The following is a 15,301-nucleotide window of genomic DNA, read 5'->3' on the forward strand; positions in this document are numbered from 1 at the left end:
CGGGCCGGGCCGAGCGGGCCGGGCGGGCCGGGCCGGGGACCCGGACCGGCCCGCTCGATAGCCTGGGCCCCATGTCAGCGATCCGCCTCCTCGTCCTCGGCGCAGTCCGCCGGCACGGGCGGGCCCACGGCTACCAGGTCCGGGCCGATCTGGAGTTCTGGGGCGCCCACGAGTGGTCGAACACCAAACCCGGGTCGTCGAGGCGGGCGCGTACTCCTTCGCCGACGACCCGGGCGACGCCTTCGCAGGGGTTCTCGCCCCTTCCTCCTGAACTCCCGGCCCGCCGTGCTTGCACCTCACGCGGCGTGAGGGACCAGGCTGGGCCGCGTACCCGAGAAGAGGAGCGGAAAGCGATGGGCTACTCCGTGGGCCAGGTCGCCGGATTCGCCGGAGTGACGGTGCGCACGCTGCACCATTACGACGAGATCGGGCTGCTCTCGCCGAGCGGCCGCAGCCGTGCGGGACACCGGCGGTACGACGACGCCGATCTCGACCGGCTGCAGCGGGTCCTGTTCTACCGGGAGCTCGGCTTTCCGCTCGAAGAGGTCGCGGTCCTGCTGGACGACCCGGAATCGGACCCGGGGGAGCACCTGCGCCGGCAGCACGCCCTCCTGACCGGCCGGATCGCCCGGCTCCGGCAGATGGCTGCGGCCGTCGAGCACGCCATGGAGGCGAAGAAGATGGGCATCAACCTCACACCCGAGGAGAAGTTCGAGGTCTTCGGGGATTTCGATCCCGAGGAGCACGCCGAGGAGGCCGAGCGCCGCTGGGGCGACACGTACCGGGAGTCCGCCCGCCGGACCGCCTCCCACACCAAGGAGGACTGGCTGCGGATCGAGGCCCTGGCGCAGGACATCAACCGGCGGTTCGCCGCCCTGCTGGACTCCGGGACGTCCGCGGAGTCCGAGGAGGCCATGGACCTGGCCGAGGAGCACCGCGGCTGGATCAACGGCAGCTACTACTTCTGCACGTACGAGATCCACACCGGCCTCGGTGAGATGTACGTCGCGGACGAGCGGTTCACGGCGTACTACGAGGCCGTCCGGCCCGGACTGGCGGTGTACGTACGGGACGCCATCCTGGCCAACGCGGTCCGTAAAGCGTAGCGCCGGTCCCTGGAACCAGGCGGGGGTGGTGTGCGTTCATAATTGGACGGACACCCCCCACCTGATCCAGGAGAGCCCGGAACCCGTGAACACGCTTGCGCTCGGTCCTGAGTGGATCTCCCCGGAGTACCTGATCGGCCATTTCGGCCTGATCGGCATCCTGGTCATCGTTTTCGCGGAATCCGGTCTCTTCGCGTTCCTGCCCGGAGACTCCCTGCTCTTCACGGCGGGCCTGTTCGTCGCGAGCGGCACCATCAGTCAGCCGCTGTGGCTGGTGTGCACCCTGATCGTGGCCGCCGCGATCATCGGTGACCAGGTCGGATACATGATCGGCAAGGTCTTCGGCCCGAAGATCTTCAACAAGCCGAACTCCAAGCTCTTCAAGCGCGAGAACCTCGACGCGGCGCACGAGTTCATGGAGAAGCACGGCCCCAAGGCCATCGTGCTCGCGCGGTTCGTGCCGATCATCCGCACCTTCGCGCCGATGGTCGCGGGCGCGACGGCGATGAAGTACCGCACCTTCCTGACGTTCAACGTCATCGGCGGCGTCCTGTGGGGCGCGGGCGTCACGGTCCTGGGCTACCAGCTCGGCCAGTTCGAGGTCATCAAGAACAACGTCGAGCCGATCTTCATCGGCATCGTCCTGATCTCGGTCATCCCGGTGATCTTCGAGGTGCTCAAGTCCCGCAAGCAGAAGAAGGCGGCGGCGCAGGCCGGCGGCACCGGCTCCGGAGCCGGCGAGGACCCGCAGACCCCGGGCCAGCAGCGCAGCGGCCGCCACGCGAAGCGCTAGGGCCGCTCCGCTCCACGCCTCGTACGATGCCCCGCCGACCAGGGATGTTCCCGTCGGCGGGGCATCGGCGTTTCGGCGGGGCAGGCGGGAGTTTGACGACACGTCCCTTAGAACCCGCGGGTGCGCTTCGCCGCGCCGCGCTTGGCCGCACTGGCCGCGCCGGGGATGCGCATGAACAGGCGGGACGTCTCGGAGCCGAGGTTGACGCCGATCGCGATGGCCAGCGCGATGGCCGCGGCGTTCGTCAGCGAGGCCAGCCCCTCGTTCAGCCGGTTCTCGGCGATCAGCAGGAGCCCGTAGTACGTGGCCGAGCCGGGCAGCAGCGGGCCGATGGCGGCCGTGACGAAGGGGAGGGCCGAGGAGAACCGGTGCCGGGCGAGGAGCTGTCCGAAGAGGCCGACCAGGCCGGCGGCGATCGCGGTGGACGGCACCGGCGGCATCTTGGCGGCGTAGTGCAGGGCCCCGTAGATCACCCAGGCGATCCCGCCGTTCAGCGTCACGAACCACACGGTGGAACGTTCCTGCTGGAGCAGGATCGCGAACGTGAACACCAGAACCATCGAGGCGGCGATCTGGAGCAGCGGCCGCTGCTCGATCTGGAGGACGTCCTCCGGCTGCGGATTGGAGCCGAACTGCACGCCGACGTAGAGCACCACCAGGACGCCCATGATGATGCCGATGAACAGGTACATCACCTCCAGCAGCCGGGCGGAGGCGGTGATGTAGTAGCCGGTCAGACCGTCCTGCACGGCTGCCACCAGGGCGCGCCCCGGCAGCAGGGCGAACAGCCCGCCGGTGATCACGGCCGAGGAGCGCACGTCCAGGTCGGTCATCTTCAGGGCCACGCCCATCGCGGCCGGCGGCATCGCCGCGACCACGAACTGGTAGAACTCCGGCAGCCCGCGCCCGGCACACAGCCAGGCCAGCCGGTCGCCGAGCACCGCCCCGAGTGCGGCTGCGAAGAACACCAGCACGCCACCGCCGACCAGCGTGGAGGCCGCGCCGGCGAGCAGGCCGGCGGCGCCCGTGAGCACCCAGCCGGGGTACGGGTGCCGGTTGCGGCGGATCTCGGCGAGCCGGCGGTAGGCGTCCTCCAGCGAGATCTCGATTTCGTGCGCGGTGATGTCGTTGACGAGGCTGAACACGGCCGAGAGCCGGGTGTAGTCCGTGCCGCGGCGGCGGACCGTGCGGTTCGCCGACACGGGGTCGTCCACCAGGGAGGGCTGGTGGGTGATCGACAGCAGGGTGAAGGTGACGGTGGGCTCGCAGCGGTCCAGGCCGTAGCTGCGGGCCACGGCGAACATCGCGGCCTCCACGTCCTCGGCGCCCTCGCCGCCCGAGAGCAGCAGCTCGCCGATGCGCAGCGTCAGGTCGAGCACGCGCCCCACGGCGGGCCCGGTCTCCACGGCCAGCCGCTGTGACGGCTCCGGCACCGGCCGGACGTCCACCGGCATGCGCAGCACCGTGCGCATGCGGTCCTGCCAGGGGGACTCCTTCAACCGGGTGACGGGGAAACCCGGAGGGCCGGTGTAGGCCGGCGGGGAGTGGGCGGCGCTGTAGGTGTGCGGCGTGGCGAACGCGGACGCCGGGCCATCGGGGTCCACGGCCACCGACGCGAGCCCGTCGGGGACGGCGAACTCCGAGGTCGGCTGGTCCTCCTCGGTCGCCTCGGGGTCCACCCCCACCCCGTCCGGCACGGAAAACGCGCTGCGCGCCTCGTCCGACTTCGGCTTCCGGTCCTCGGTCCCGGATCCTTCGCCTTCCGCCACGCGTCCTCCAGTCCCCGACCCAGCCGGTATCAGTATGCGGAACCGTTTCATCCACGGCGAAACAGGCATCTGCCCCGCAGCTGAACTTTCAGCCCGGCCCCATCCAGCCCCGCCGGCGTTTGAGGCGCGGGGGTCCGGGGGCGGAGCCCCTGGGAAACGCACCCGCACCCGGCACGCGCACCCGCCCCCGGGCACGACAGCGGGCGGCACCCCCGAAGGGATACCGCCCGCGGTGTCACAGGGGGCCGACGGGGCATCCCGTCAGCCCGTCACCGAGCGGAGCTCAGTGCTGGCCGCCCTGGGCCTCGAGGCGCTTGTACGAGGCCTCGATCTCGGCCTCGGCCTCAACGCGGCCGACCCAGTTCGCGCCCTCGACCGACTTGCCCGGCTCCAGGTCCTTGTAGACCTCGAAGAAGTGCTGGATCTCCAGGCGGTCGAACTCGGACACGTGGTGGATGTCGCGCAGGTGCTCCACACGCGGGTCGGAGGCCGGCACGCACAGCAGCTTGGCGTCGCCGCCCGCCTCGTCCGTCATGTTGAACATGCCGATCGCGCGGCACTTGATCAGGCAGCCCGGGAAGGTCGGCTCGTCAAGGATGACCAGCGCGTCCAGCGGGTCGCCGTCCTCGCCGAGGGTGTTCTCGACGAAGCCGTAGTCGGCCGGGTAGCTGGTCGAGGTGAAGAGACGACGGTCCAGACGGATCCGGCCGGTCTCGTGGTCCACCTCGTACTTGTTCCGCGAACCCTTGGGGATCTCGATGGTGACGTCGAACTCCACGTCCTGCTCCTCCATGATCAGCTTCAGCAGCTTGATTGCTTCGAGACTGCGTTGATTCGCCTGCGTGCGTGGCCGACCCGGCCCTGCCGGGTGGGGTGCCATGCTCGCGGCAAGACGCAATGGTTAAGTGTCCCTCACGCATATGTGTGATCGCGAAAGGGGCTGGTCCGAGGTGCCATTGGCGGTCAAAACCTGGCAGCTCATCGCGGTGTCGGCCGTCGCCGGCCTCGCCCTGTCGGCCGCGACGGTGGCCGCCGCGGGTCCCTGGGACTCCGGCCAGCGTAAGGCCGAGCGGGACAAGGCCGCCTCCTGGGGCCGTACGGGTGGCGCAGATCACGGCACGGACCCTGCCGCGGCGCTTCCGCAGGCCGCCCCCAGCGCCCCCGGAGTGCTCGCCGGTGTACGCCCGGCCGGAGCCGGTGCCGGCGACCCGGCCGCCGCCGCGGACCCCGGCGCCCTCGCCGCCGCCCTGCGGCCGCTGCTCGCCGACCCCGCCCTCGGCACCGTCCGCAGCGCCTCCGTGATCGACACCGCCACCGGGCAGGTCCTCTACGAAGCCGGGGCCCGGCAAGCGATGACCCCCGCCTCCACCGTCAAGATCGCCACCGCCGCGGCCTCCCTCGCGGCCCTCGGCCCCGACCACCGGATCCGCACCACCGTGACCCCCGGCTCCGCACCCGGCCGGATCATCCTGGTCGGCGGCGGCGACCCCTCGCTCACCGCCAGGAAGAAGGCCCCCGCCGGCTCCGGCGGCAGCCTCGTCGCCCTCGCCGCGGACACCGCCCAGGCCCTCAAGGCCTCCGGCACCGACTCCGTCGCCCTCGGCTACGACGACTCGCTCTACACCGGCCCCGTCCTCCACCCGATCGGCGAGAACCCCAACCTCGCGCCCGTCACGGCCCTGACCGCCGACGAAGGACGCCCCGACGCCTCCTTCTCCGGCCCCGTCAAGCGCAGCCCCGACCCCTCCCGCGACACCGCACGGGCCTTCGCCGCCCTGCTCAAGGAGCGCGGGGTCAAGGTCACCGGCGAACCCGCCCGGGCCAAGGCCGCCACCGGGGCCGTCCCGCTCGCCACCACCCTCTCGCCGCCGCTCGCCGGGCTCGTCGAGCGGATGCTGACCCACAGCGACAACGACATCGCCGAAGCCCTGGCCCGCCAGACCGCCCTCGCCTCCGGAGCACCCGCCGGCTTCGACGGCGTCGCCCAGGCCGTCGGCGCCCGACTCGCCGCCCTCGGCGTCGACACCGCCGGCTCCCGCTTCGCCGACGGCAGCGGCCTCAACCGCGCCGACAAGGTCAGCGCGGGCCTGCTCACCGCCCTCCTCGCCAAGGCCGCCGATCCGCAGCACCCCGAACTGCGGCCCGTCCTCACCGGACTGCCCGTCGCCGGATTCACCGGCACCCTGCGCACCCGCAACTCCGGCGGCTCCCCGGCGGCCGGCCTGCTGCGCGCCAAGACGGGCACCCTGAGCGGCGTGAACTCCCTCGCCGGCACCGTCGTCGACCCCACCGGCCGACTGCTCGCCTTCGCGTTCCTGACCGCGAACACGCCGGAGCCCGGCGCCGCCGAGAAGGGCCTCGACAAGCTCGCGGCAGCCGTGGCCACGACTTCCTAGGGCCCTCCGGGGATCCCGCCCGCGCGCAGGTCCACGTACGGTTGACGCATGACGAGCTTCGGTGGTGCGGAGATGGTCGACTGGAACCTCGCGGTGGCGACCGCGACCAGGCTCGTGCGGCCGGGCCCGGAGGTGAGTCGGGACGAGGCGCGGGCCGTCGTCGCGGAACTGCGCAGGCACGCCAAGACCTCGGAACGGCACGTACGCGAGTTCACGCGGATGATGCCCGAAGGCATGACCCCCGCCGACACCCCCGTCCTCGTCGTGGACCGGGCCGGCTGGGTCAAGGCCAACGTGGCGGGCTTCCGCGAGCTCCTGTCCCCCCTCCTCGGCAAGATGCAGGACCGCCGCGCCGGCACCCCCGGCGGCGCCGTGCTCGGCGCGGTCGGCGGCAAGGTCACCGGCGTCGAGCTGGGCATGCTGCTCAGCTTCCTGGCCTCCCGCGTACTCGGTCAGTACGAGACCTTCGCGCCCGCCGGCCTGGACCTCCCGGGCTCGGCCACGGGCGGCCGGCTGCTGCTCGTCGCGCCCAACATCGTCCACGTCGAGCGGGAGCTGGAGGTGGACCCGCACGACTTCCGGCTCTGGGTCTGCCTGCACGAGGAGACGCACCGTACCCAGTTCACGGCCGTCCCGTGGCTCCGCGAACACCTGGAGGGCGAAATCCAGACGTTCCTCGGCGCCACCGAAATGGACCCGATGACCGTTTTGGAGCGACTCCGCGAGGCCGCCCAGTCCTTCGCCGGCGCCCGCCCCGACGCGGAACGCGGAGACGAGGGCCGCTCCCTCGTCGAGCTCGTCCAGACCCCCGAACAGCGCGAGGTACTGGCCCGGCTCACCGCCGTCATGTCCCTGCTGGAGGGCCACGCCGACTTCGTCATGGACGGGGTCGGCCCCGAGGTCGTCCCCTCGGTCGCCGAGATCCGCGAGAAGTTCCAGCAGCGCAGGGCCAGCGGCGCCGGTCGGCTCGACGCCGCCCTGCGCAAACTCCTCGGCCTCGACGCCAAGCTGCGCCAGTACCGCGACGGGGAACGCTTCGTGCGCGCCGTCGTCGGCCAGGTCGGCATGGACGGCTTCAACCGCGTCTGGACCTCCCCGAACACACTGCCGACCAAGTCCGAGATCGCCAGCCCCGCGGACTGGGTGGCCCGGGTCCACCGCAAGGGGAGCGAGCAGAGCGAGGCAAGCGAAGAGGTGTGACCGGAGAGGCGTGAAGATGTCCCTCTGGGGGAAGCAGCGTCACCCGTCCGAGGGACCGTGGGGCGTGGAAGGGCGTGCAATGCTCGAGGAACGGCTCGGTTCTGTCACCATCGACGCACTCTGAGTGACAGCCCCCACCCGCGGGGAGAGCCGGTCAGCACTCCGGCACACCACCTCCCCCAACGCCTCCCCAGCGCCTCCGAGGCATCCGAACTCCACCGAAGGGCACCGGACATGGGTCCCCATCCTGCGGTCGCGGCGATACGCCTGGCGGTCCGCCGCGCACTCCACGACGTCCTCACCGACCTCACCGAACTCAATAGCCGGCCCGCCACCACCCCCGCACCCCGGGTCGGCCGCCCCAGCCGCACCGTCGGCTCCTCGGCCGGTGCCGCCCCCCACGACCCCCTCCCCGACACCGCCCCGCTCGTCCTCGTGGCCTGCTCCGGCGGCGCGGACTCCATGGCGCTCGCCTCCGCCCTCGCCTTCGAGGCCCCCAAACTCGGAATCCGGGCCGGTGGCATCACCGTCGACCACGGCCTCCAGGACGGCTCCGCCCTGCGCGCCGCCGAGGTCGTCTCCCGCATGACCGCGCTGCGCCTCGACCCCGTCGAGTCCGTCGCCGTGCGCGTCGGCCGCGACGGAGGCCCCGAAGCCGCCGCCCGCGACGCCCGCTACGCGGCCCTGGACGAGGCCGCCGACCGGCTGGGCGCCGTCGCCGTGCTGCTCGGCCACACCCGCGACGATCAAGCCGAAACCGTCCTGCTGGGCCTCGCCCGCGGCTCCGGCATCCGCTCGCTCTCCGGCATGGCGGAAGTCTCCGGAGGCCCCGGAGACCCCGGCGCACGCGGCGGCCGCAGCCACCGCTACCGCCGCCCGTTCCTCCAGGTGGACCGGCAGACCGCCCGCAAGGCCTGCATGGTCCAGTCCCTCGCCGTCTGGGACGACCCGCACAACATCGACCCCGCCTACACCCGCTCCCGGCTGCGCCACGAGGGGCTGCCCGCCCTGGAGAAGGCCCTCGGCAAGGGGGTCGTGGAGGCGCTCGCCCGCACCGCCCAGCTCTCCCGCGACGACGCCGACGCCCTGGACGCCTGGGCCGCCGAGGCCGAGAGCGGCGTACGGGACGAGGACGGCCGCCTGGAGTGCGCCAAGCTGTACGCACTGCCCCCCGCGGTCCGCCGCCGCGTACTGCGCCGGGCCGTCGTCGCCGCCGGTTCCCCCGCAGGCTCCCTCTTCGCCCGCCACATCGAGGAAGTCGACCGGCTCATCACCGGATGGCGCGGTCAGGGAGCCATCAACCTGCCCGGCCGGGTCGAGGCCCAGCGGCAGGGTGGCAGACTGGTCATCCGGCAGGGCTGATTGGTGCTGAAACACGGCTGAGACCTCCGGGGTCACCCCCCGGAGCCCCAGCCGACAACGAAAGTGATGCGGGTGGACGAGAAGGACATGGGCAACGACCTCCAGTCGGTGCTCATCACCAAGGAAGAGATCGACGCGAAGCTGGCAGAGCTGGCCGCGAAGATCGACGCGGAGTACGCGGGCAAGGACCTGCTCATCGTCGGCGTCCTCAAGGGCGCGGTGATGGTCATGGCGGACCTGGCACGCGCCTTGTCCACCCCGCTCACCATGGACTGGATGGCGGTGTCCTCGTACGGCGCCGGGACCCAGTCCTCGGGCGTGGTGCGGATCCTCAAGGACCTGGACACCGACATCAAGGACAAGCACGTCCTGATCGTCGAGGACATCATCGACTCGGGCCTGACCCTGTCGTGGCTGCTGTCGAACCTCGGCTCCCGCCAGCCGGCCTCCCTGGAGGTCGTCACGCTGCTGCGCAAGCCCGACGCCGCCAAGGTCGCGATCGACGTGAAGTGGGTCGGCTTCGACATCCCGAACGAGTTCGTCGTCGGCTACGGCCTCGACTACGCCGAGAAGTACCGCAACCTGCCGTTCGTCGGCACCCTCGCTCCCCACGTCTACGGCGGCTGATCCAGCGCCCGACAGGGGAACCCTGGAGCGTTTCCCGCCGTTGGAGCATGGAAAGGCGGGTCTGTCAGCCGTCCCATGAGGCCGCGGGTGACAATGCAGGGGTACATTCCGAAGAACAGTCTTTACTCACAGCAGCATTTACCTACGGGCAGGAGGGACGGGGTGCCTAGCGCCCCGTATGGATGGACGTGAAGCGATACTTCCGTGGGCCGGTTATGTGGATCGTGCTGGCCGTCCTCGCCGTGGTCGTGTTGATGAACGTCGTCGGCTCCGGCGGCGGCTACAAGTCGGTGGAGACCAGCGAGGTCATCAAGGCGATCAACAGTGGCCAGGTGGACAGCGCCAAGCTCACCACCGGTGACAGCCAGATGATCAAGATCGAGCTGAAGAAGGACCAGAAGCTCGGCGACAACGACGGCACCAAGTTCCAGGCCAACTACATCGGGGACCAGGGCGTACAACTCGCCCAGAACCTCCAGACCAAGTACGAAGCCGGTCAGATCCCTGACGGATACTCCGTCACGCCGGACAAGACCAGCCCGTTCCTGAGCGTGCTGCTCTCGCTGCTGCCGTTCGTCCTCATCGTCGTCGTCTTCTTGTTCCTGATGAACCAGATGCAGGGCGGTGGTTCCCGGGTCATGCAGTTCGGGAAGTCCAAGGCCAAGCTCATCACCAAGGACACCCCGAAGACGACGTTCGCCGATGTCGCGGGCTCGGACGAGGCCGTCGAGGAACTCCACGAGATCAAGGAGTTCCTCCAGGAGCCGGCGAAGTTCCAGGCCGTCGGCGCCAAGATCCCCAAGGGCGTGCTGCTGTACGGCCCGCCCGGCACCGGTAAGACCCTGCTCGCGCGTGCCGTCGCGGGCGAGGCCGGTGTCCCCTTCTACTCGATCTCCGGATCCGACTTCGTCGAGATGTTCGTCGGTGTCGGTGCCTCGCGTGTCCGCGACCTGTTCGAACAGGCCAAGGCCAACGCCCCGGCGATCGTCTTCGTCGACGAGATCGACGCCGTCGGCCGGCACCGCGGTGCGGGCCTGGGCGGCGGTCACGACGAGCGCGAGCAGACCCTCAACCAGCTGCTCGTCGAGATGGACGGCTTCGACGTGAAGGGCGGGGTCATCCTGATCGCCGCCACGAACCGTCCCGACATCCTCGACCCGGCCCTCCTGCGCCCCGGCCGCTTCGACCGCCAGATCGCGGTCGACCGTCCGGACATGCAGGGCCGTCTGGAGATCCTCAAGGTCCACCAGAAGGGCAAGCCGACCGCACCGGACGTCGACCTGGGTGCTGTCGCCCGCCGTACGCCCGGCTTCACGGGTGCCGATCTCGCCAACGTCCTGAACGAGGCCGCGCTGCTCACGGCCCGCTCGGACGGGAAGCTGATCGACAACCACGCGCTGGACGAGGCGATCGACCGCGTCGTGGCGGGTCCGCAGAAGCGGACGCGGATCATGTCGGACCGGGAAAAGAAGATCACCGCGTACCACGAGGGCGGCCACGCCCTGGTCGCGGCGGCTTCCCCGAACTCCGACCCGGTCCACAAGATCACGATCCTGTCCCGCGGCCGGGCCCTGGGTTACACCATGGTCCTGCCCGACGAGGACAGGTACTCGACCACGCGCAACGAGATGCTCGACCAGCTGGCGTACATGCTGGGTGGGCGCGCGGCCGAGGAGCTGGTCTTCCACGACCCGACCACGGGCGCCGCGAACGACATCGAGAAGGCCACGGCAACGGCCCGCGCGATGGTCACCCAGTACGGCATGACCGAGCGTCTCGGCGCGATCAAGTTCGGCGGGGACAACACCGAGCCGTTCCTGGGCCGCGAGATGTCGCACCCGAGGGACTACTCGGAAGAGGTCGCCGCGCTGGTCGACGAAGAGGTCAAGAAGCTCATCGAGACGGCGCACAACGAGGCCTGGGAAATCCTGGTCGAGAACCGCGACGTCCTCGACAACCTCGTCCTCGCCCTCCTCGAGAAGGAGACGCTCAACAAGGAGCAGATCGCCGAGGTCTTCTCGACGATCGTGAAGCGCCCGGCCCGCCCGGCGTGGACCGGCTCCTCGCACCGCACACCGTCCACCCGTCCGCCGGTGCTCTCTCCCAAGGAGCTCCAGCTGACGAACGCGGCGAACGGCACGTCCGCGGCCTCGGCCGTATCCGTGGAGAAGTCCCCGGAGCCCTCCCCGGAGGAGCTCCCGGAGGCGTAGTACCTCCCGGAATGGAAGCCGCGCCCCCCAGGTTCTAGCCTGGGGGGCGCGGCACTTTCACGTGCACGTGAGCGCGCAGACAGGAACGAGGAAGAGATGACCGACCCAGTGACCCTGACCGGTGGCGAGGGCACGATCGGCGAGTTCGACGAGAAGCGCGCCGAGGCGGCGGTCCGCGAGCTCCTGATCGCGGTCGGCGAGGACCCGGACCGCGAGGGGCTCCTTGAGACGCCGGCCCGGGTGGCGCGGGCGTACAGGGAGATATTCGGGGGTCTGTGGCAGAAGCCCGAAGAGGTGCTGACCACGACATTCGACCTCGGCCACGACGAGATGGTCCTGGTGAAGGACATCGAGGTCATGAGCAGCTGTGAGCATCATTTGGTGCCATTCGTCGGAGTTGCCCATGTTGGGTACATTCCGTCCGTCGACGGCAAGATCACCGGCCTGTCTAAGCTGGCCCGGCTGGTGGACGTGTTCGCGCGTCGCCCCCAGGTGCAGGAACGGCTGACCACGCAGATCGCGGACTCCCTGATGGAGATCCTGGACCCGCGCGGGGTCATCGTGGTCATCGAGTGCGAGCACATGTGCATGACCATGCGCGGCGTCCGCAAGCCGGGCGCGAAGACCATCACCTCGGCCGTCCGCGGCCAGCTCCGCGACCCCGCGACCCGCAACGAGGCGATGTCGCTGATCATCGCCCGCTAGCCGGATTGTCAGACCCGCCCCATAACGTCGTCGATCAGGTGATTCACGCACTGATCAGGGGGCGGGATGGGCGGGCTGCCGAGCAAGCAGTTGGTGAACGGGGTGGACGGGCAGGCTCAGGCACGAACCGTCCGTGTGGGCGACCGGCTCTGGACCTTGGCCGGGTCGCGGACAGTACAGACGGTCGTCACGTCGGTGGAGGCCGTAAAGGCCCGCGCAGTCGTGGACGTGGTCACGGACCAACAGACGTTCTGCGTGGCTCCGGATCAGCTCGTGGCCACTCCTGCCGGGTGGGTGCCTGCGGCTGAGGCCGCAGGCAGCGCCGTTCTCTGGAGCCCGGCGCGCAAGCTCTGTCGTCGGCGTCTCGAGATCCGGTCCGGTTATGAGTTCGGCTACTTGGTTGGTGCGACCTGTTCCGATGGGACGGTCGGCACGAACTATGTGTCCCTCATCGTCAACGACGAGGGGTTTGCCAGCCGGTACGCAGCATGCCTGACGGCGGCCACCGGCCTCACGGCCCGTCTGGAGCCGGTCACCAGGCCCTCCGGCTACCTTCAGCGGGACCTTCCAGGCTTCAGGGTGCGCGTCGTCTCTTCGTACCTCGCCGACCTGCTGAGGCAGTACGTGGGCGGGGACGCTCACCACATGCGACAGCACTTCCCCCGCGTAGTGCTGCGGGACGAGGTGACCTTCAACGGCTTCCTGGACGGCTACGTCGACGGCGACGGGTACCGGAGCAGCGGCGACTGGGGGTGCCGCATCGTGGTCAGCGCCAACGTTCCCTTCCTCCGTGAGATGGCGGAGATCATCGGCGCGAGGTTCACACCGAGTGGTGTCCCCGGGCGGGCGTCACCTGCCGGCTCGATCCTCACCCGGGCTTCCTGGTGAGCGGGCATCTGGTCCGGGCCCGGGGCTGAGCGGATGCGGTCGTCGGGGCCGGATGGAAGCATCGGGGCCATGGAGTACAGGGCCGCTTTGGCGGCGGACGCACCTGCCGTGGCGGGGCTCTTCGCCGCCAATCACCACGATGCGCTGAGCGAGGAGGAGCGGTCCCGGCAGGGGTTCGTGCAGGGGGCCCTCGACGAGGACGCGCTGCGGGCGATGGCCGAGGCCGGGGGGCTGCTCGTCGCGGACGACGGCGGGGAGATCGCCGGGATGCTCGGGCTCGTGCGGGCCGAGAGCGTGCCGGGGCCGCCGCCGCCCGTGCTGGCGCTGCTGAGGGCCCAGGATTCGCTGCTGTGGCACGGGCGGCCGCTCGGGGCCGTGCGGTGGCTGCTCTACGGGCCCGTCGTGGTCGCGGCCGCGTACCGGGGCCGGGGGATCGCCCGGGGGCTGTTCACCACCGCGCTGAAGGCCGCCACGGGGCGGGCCGAGGTGATGGTGGCCTTCATCGAGCTGACGAACCGGGCCTCGTGGACGGTGCACGTCGACGGGCTGGGCATGACCCCGCTCGGGGAGTTCGACCTCGACGGCCGCGCCTATGGAGTGGTGGGCGCGGCCTGTCCGGCGGCTTAGGCGCGCGCCGGGGCCTCAGGGGTGGGGTCCTCGTCGTCCGGGAGCTTCAGGACGTGTTCCAGGAAGAGGGCCGCCGCCACGACCGCCGCGCCCGCCAGGACCGAGAAGCCGGCGTACCAGGTCTGGTCGCGGCGGGCGGGGACGTCCATGGCGTTGGTCAGGAGGAAGACGCCCACGCCGCCGTAGGCGCCCGCGACCAGGGCCGCCACCAGGGCGCTGGCCTGGCCGAAGACCACCGCGCGGGCCGCCATCAGCGGCTCCACGCCCTTGGCGCCGGGCACCCGGTCGCGCTGGGCCTTCAGGCGGGAGCGCAGTGACAGGGCCGTCGCCAGCAGGACCACCGCGATGGCGCCGAGCACGATGGGCGCGGCCACCGGGACGCCTGGGAGCGTGCCGTACGCGTTCCACAGCCGGGCTCCGGCCCAGGACAGCACCGCGGCGATCGCGAAAATGCCCGCCAGGACCGCCGGCCTCAGTTGCTTCACGTACGCCTCTCCCGCCATTCCCGCAGCGCCCGCTCTCCGTGCGTGCATATCCGGTGATCCTAAGTGGTCGACGGCCCCGCCCCGCGGGCGCGGCTCATTCGGGGAGGCGCAGTTCCAGGTCCGTGCGCTGGGTGAGACCGGAGAGGCCGACCGCCGCCAAGAGCGCGGCGACGGGACCGTGGCCCGGGATCTGCGCTTCGGGGTCGATGTCGTGCCAGGGGGCCAGCACGAAGGCGCGCTGGTGGGCGCGCGGGTGCGGGAGGGTGAGGTCGGGGTCGGCGGAGACCACGTCGGCGTAGGCGATGATGTCGACGTCGATCGTGCGGGGGCCCCAGCGCTCCTCGCGGACGCGGTCGAAGGCCTCTTCGATGGCGTGGCCGCGTTCCAGCAGCGAGCTGGGGGGCAGGGTGGTCTTCACCGAGATGACGGCGTTGAGGTACGAGGGCTGCGAGCCCGGATCCACGCCCCACGGCTCCGTCTCGTAGACGGGGGAGACGGCCTTGACCCGCAGGCCCGGGGTGTCGCCGAGGGCGTCGATGGCGCCCTGGAGGGTCTCCAGGCGGTTGCCCAGGTTCGCGCCGAGCGCGACGACGGCCCACTTGGGATTCGACAGGGTGACGTCCGCCGCGTCGACGGCTTCGACCACGGAGGCGGGTACGGGCTGGACCGTGGGGTCGCTCTGGGCGTTCATTCCGTTGTTCACGCGCGGCTCCGGGTGATCGTGATGGTCACGTCGTCGAAGGGGACGGTGATCGGCGCGTCCGGTTTGTGGACGACGACCTCCACCTGGGCGACCGCCTCGTGCTTGAGGCACTGCTGGGCGATCCGCTCGGCGAGGGTCTCGATCAGGTCCACGGGCTCGCCTTGGACCACGTCGACGACTTCCTCCGCGACTACCCCGTAGTGCACGGTCTTAGCCAGGTCGTCTCCCGCCGCCGCGGGACGGGTGTCGAGGTGGAGCACCAGGTCGACGATGAAGGTCTGGCCTTCCTCGCGTTCCCGGGGGAAGACGCCATGGTGCCCGCGAGCCTTGAGGCCGCGCAGCGCGACACGATCCACGCGAATCACTCCTGCTTTTCGTAGGTGCTTCCGGTCCGGGACTCCCCGGATCCATGGCCGGAGCCGAGTGCGGT

The 15,301-nt window shown here is 70.7% G+C and carries 14 protein-coding genes and 1 pseudogene; 10 read left to right on the top strand and 5 right to left on the bottom strand.

The genetic code is table 11. The annotated features are described in order from the left end of the window. Window positions 1–353 precede the first annotated feature (353 nt). Together OG247_RS24435 and OG247_RS24440 are read left to right on the top strand one after the other, a co-directional pair. Window positions 354–1,106 carry a MerR family transcriptional regulator gene (locus tag OG247_RS24435; protein ID WP_327254267.1) on the top strand — a complete coding sequence of 251 codons (753 nt, stop codon included), beginning with the start codon at window positions 354–356 and terminating at the stop codon, window positions 1,104–1,106. An 85-nt stretch (window positions 1,107–1,191) separates the two neighbouring features. Next, window positions 1,192–1,863, top strand: a pseudogene (locus tag OG247_RS24440) (DedA family protein); the annotation flags it as partial. Window positions 1,864–2,006: 143 nt separating this feature from the next. On the opposite strand, the gene OG247_RS24445 reads toward OG247_RS24440, so the two are convergent. Together OG247_RS24445 and OG247_RS24450 are read right to left on the bottom strand one after the other, a co-directional pair. Next, window positions 2,007–3,719 carry a threonine/serine exporter family protein gene (locus OG247_RS24445; protein WP_327254268.1) on the bottom strand — a complete coding sequence of 571 codons (1,713 nt, stop codon included), beginning with the start codon at window positions 3,717–3,719 and terminating at the stop codon, window positions 2,007–2,009. A 232-nt stretch (window positions 3,720–3,951) separates the two neighbouring features. After that, complete coding sequence (locus OG247_RS24450; protein WP_266912864.1) at window positions 3,952–4,446, bottom strand: inorganic diphosphatase; 495 nt, start codon at window positions 4,444–4,446, stop codon at window positions 3,952–3,954. Window positions 4,447–4,618: 172 nt separating this feature from the next. On the opposite strand from OG247_RS24450, the gene dacB reads away from it, so the two are divergent. The 8 genes from dacB (at window position 4,619) to OG247_RS24490 (ending at window position 13,683) form a co-directional block, all read left to right on the top strand. After that, window positions 4,619–6,064, top strand: a complete 1,446-nt coding sequence (gene dacB / locus OG247_RS24455; RefSeq protein WP_442813386.1) for a D-alanyl-D-alanine carboxypeptidase/D-alanyl-D-alanine endopeptidase — start codon at window positions 4,619–4,621, stop codon at window positions 6,062–6,064. 48 nt (window positions 6,065–6,112) lie between these two features. Then, complete coding sequence (locus OG247_RS24460) at window positions 6,113–7,264, top strand: zinc-dependent metalloprotease (protein ID WP_327254270.1); 1,152 nt, start codon at window positions 6,113–6,115, stop codon at window positions 7,262–7,264. Between the two features lie 234 nt (window positions 7,265–7,498). After that, window positions 7,499–8,626 carry a tRNA lysidine(34) synthetase TilS gene (gene tilS, locus OG247_RS24465; RefSeq protein WP_327254271.1) on the top strand — a complete coding sequence of 376 codons (1,128 nt, stop codon included), beginning with the start codon at window positions 7,499–7,501 and terminating at the stop codon, window positions 8,624–8,626. 66 nt (window positions 8,627–8,692) lie between these two features. After that, on the top strand, window positions 8,693–9,253 hold the full coding sequence (hpt, locus tag OG247_RS24470; protein WP_243339812.1) for a hypoxanthine phosphoribosyltransferase: 561 nt from the start codon (window positions 8,693–8,695) through the stop codon (window positions 9,251–9,253). 182 nt (window positions 9,254–9,435) lie between these two features. Beyond that, entirely contained in the window at window positions 9,436–11,463 is a 2,028-nt protein-coding gene (gene ftsH / locus OG247_RS24475; protein WP_327254272.1) for an ATP-dependent zinc metalloprotease FtsH, read from the top strand. A 96-nt stretch (window positions 11,464–11,559) separates the two neighbouring features. Beyond that, the gene (gene folE / locus OG247_RS24480) at window positions 11,560–12,168 is read left to right on the top strand and encodes a GTP cyclohydrolase I FolE (protein WP_327254273.1); all 609 of its coding nucleotides are present in this window, start codon (window positions 11,560–11,562) and stop codon (window positions 12,166–12,168) included. Window positions 12,169–12,234: 66 nt separating this feature from the next. Continuing rightward, window positions 12,235–13,056: a hypothetical protein gene (locus tag OG247_RS24485; protein WP_327254274.1), complete on the top strand. Its 822-nt coding sequence runs from the start codon at window positions 12,235–12,237 to the stop codon at window positions 13,054–13,056. A 69-nt stretch (window positions 13,057–13,125) separates the two neighbouring features. Beyond that, the gene (locus OG247_RS24490) at window positions 13,126–13,683 is read left to right on the top strand and encodes a GNAT family N-acetyltransferase (protein WP_327254275.1); all 558 of its coding nucleotides are present in this window, start codon (window positions 13,126–13,128) and stop codon (window positions 13,681–13,683) included. Here the strand turns inward: OG247_RS24490 and OG247_RS24495 are convergent. From OG247_RS24495 to folB, 3 genes are all read right to left on the bottom strand, one after another. Further along, complete coding sequence (locus OG247_RS24495) at window positions 13,680–14,168, bottom strand: DUF3180 domain-containing protein (protein WP_327254276.1); 489 nt, start codon at window positions 14,166–14,168, stop codon at window positions 13,680–13,682. The two genes, OG247_RS24490 and OG247_RS24495, sit on opposite strands and share 4 nt — an antisense overlap. A gap of 94 nt (window positions 14,169–14,262) precedes the next feature. Next, a complete protein-coding gene (gene folK / locus OG247_RS24500) occupies window positions 14,263–14,859 on the bottom strand; it encodes a 2-amino-4-hydroxy-6-hydroxymethyldihydropteridine diphosphokinase (protein WP_327257600.1) in 597 nt (198 codons plus the stop codon). A gap of 8 nt (window positions 14,860–14,867) precedes the next feature. Beyond that, the gene (gene folB, locus OG247_RS24505; RefSeq protein WP_030010912.1) at window positions 14,868–15,227 is read right to left on the bottom strand and encodes a dihydroneopterin aldolase; all 360 of its coding nucleotides are present in this window, start codon (window positions 15,225–15,227) and stop codon (window positions 14,868–14,870) included. Window positions 15,228–15,301: the final 74 nt, after the last annotated feature.

Source organism: Streptomyces sp. NBC_01244, assembly GCF_035987325.1.
Classification (GTDB): Bacteria; Actinomycetota; Actinomycetes; order Streptomycetales; family Streptomycetaceae; genus Streptomyces.

What these genes read in the sequence shown, in the direction of transcription:
- folK (WP_327257600.1), bottom strand. Translation starts at nt 14,859, where the DNA reads ATGAACGCCCAGAGCGACCCCACGGTCCAGCCCGTACCCGCCTCCGTG.
- OG247_RS24460 (WP_327254270.1), top strand. Translation starts at nt 6,113, where the DNA reads ATGACGAGCTTCGGTGGTGCGGAGATGGTCGACTGGAACCTCGCGGTG.
- folE (WP_327254273.1), top strand. Translation starts at nt 11,560, where the DNA reads ATGACCGACCCAGTGACCCTGACCGGTGGCGAGGGCACGATCGGCGAG.
- ftsH (WP_327254272.1), top strand. Translation starts at nt 9,436, where the DNA reads ATGGACGTGAAGCGATACTTCCGTGGGCCGGTTATGTGGATCGTGCTG.
- OG247_RS24490 (WP_327254275.1), top strand. Translation starts at nt 13,126, where the DNA reads ATGGAGTACAGGGCCGCTTTGGCGGCGGACGCACCTGCCGTGGCGGGG.
- tilS (WP_327254271.1), top strand. Translation starts at nt 7,499, where the DNA reads ATGGGTCCCCATCCTGCGGTCGCGGCGATACGCCTGGCGGTCCGCCGC.
- OG247_RS24435 (WP_327254267.1), top strand. Translation starts at nt 354, where the DNA reads ATGGGCTACTCCGTGGGCCAGGTCGCCGGATTCGCCGGAGTGACGGTG.
- hpt (WP_243339812.1), top strand. Translation starts at nt 8,693, where the DNA reads ATGCGGGTGGACGAGAAGGACATGGGCAACGACCTCCAGTCGGTGCTC.
- OG247_RS24485 (WP_327254274.1), top strand. Translation starts at nt 12,235, where the DNA reads ATGGGCGGGCTGCCGAGCAAGCAGTTGGTGAACGGGGTGGACGGGCAG.
- OG247_RS24445 (WP_327254268.1), bottom strand. Translation starts at nt 3,719, where the DNA reads ATGAAACGGTTCCGCATACTGATACCGGCTGGGTCGGGGACTGGAGGA.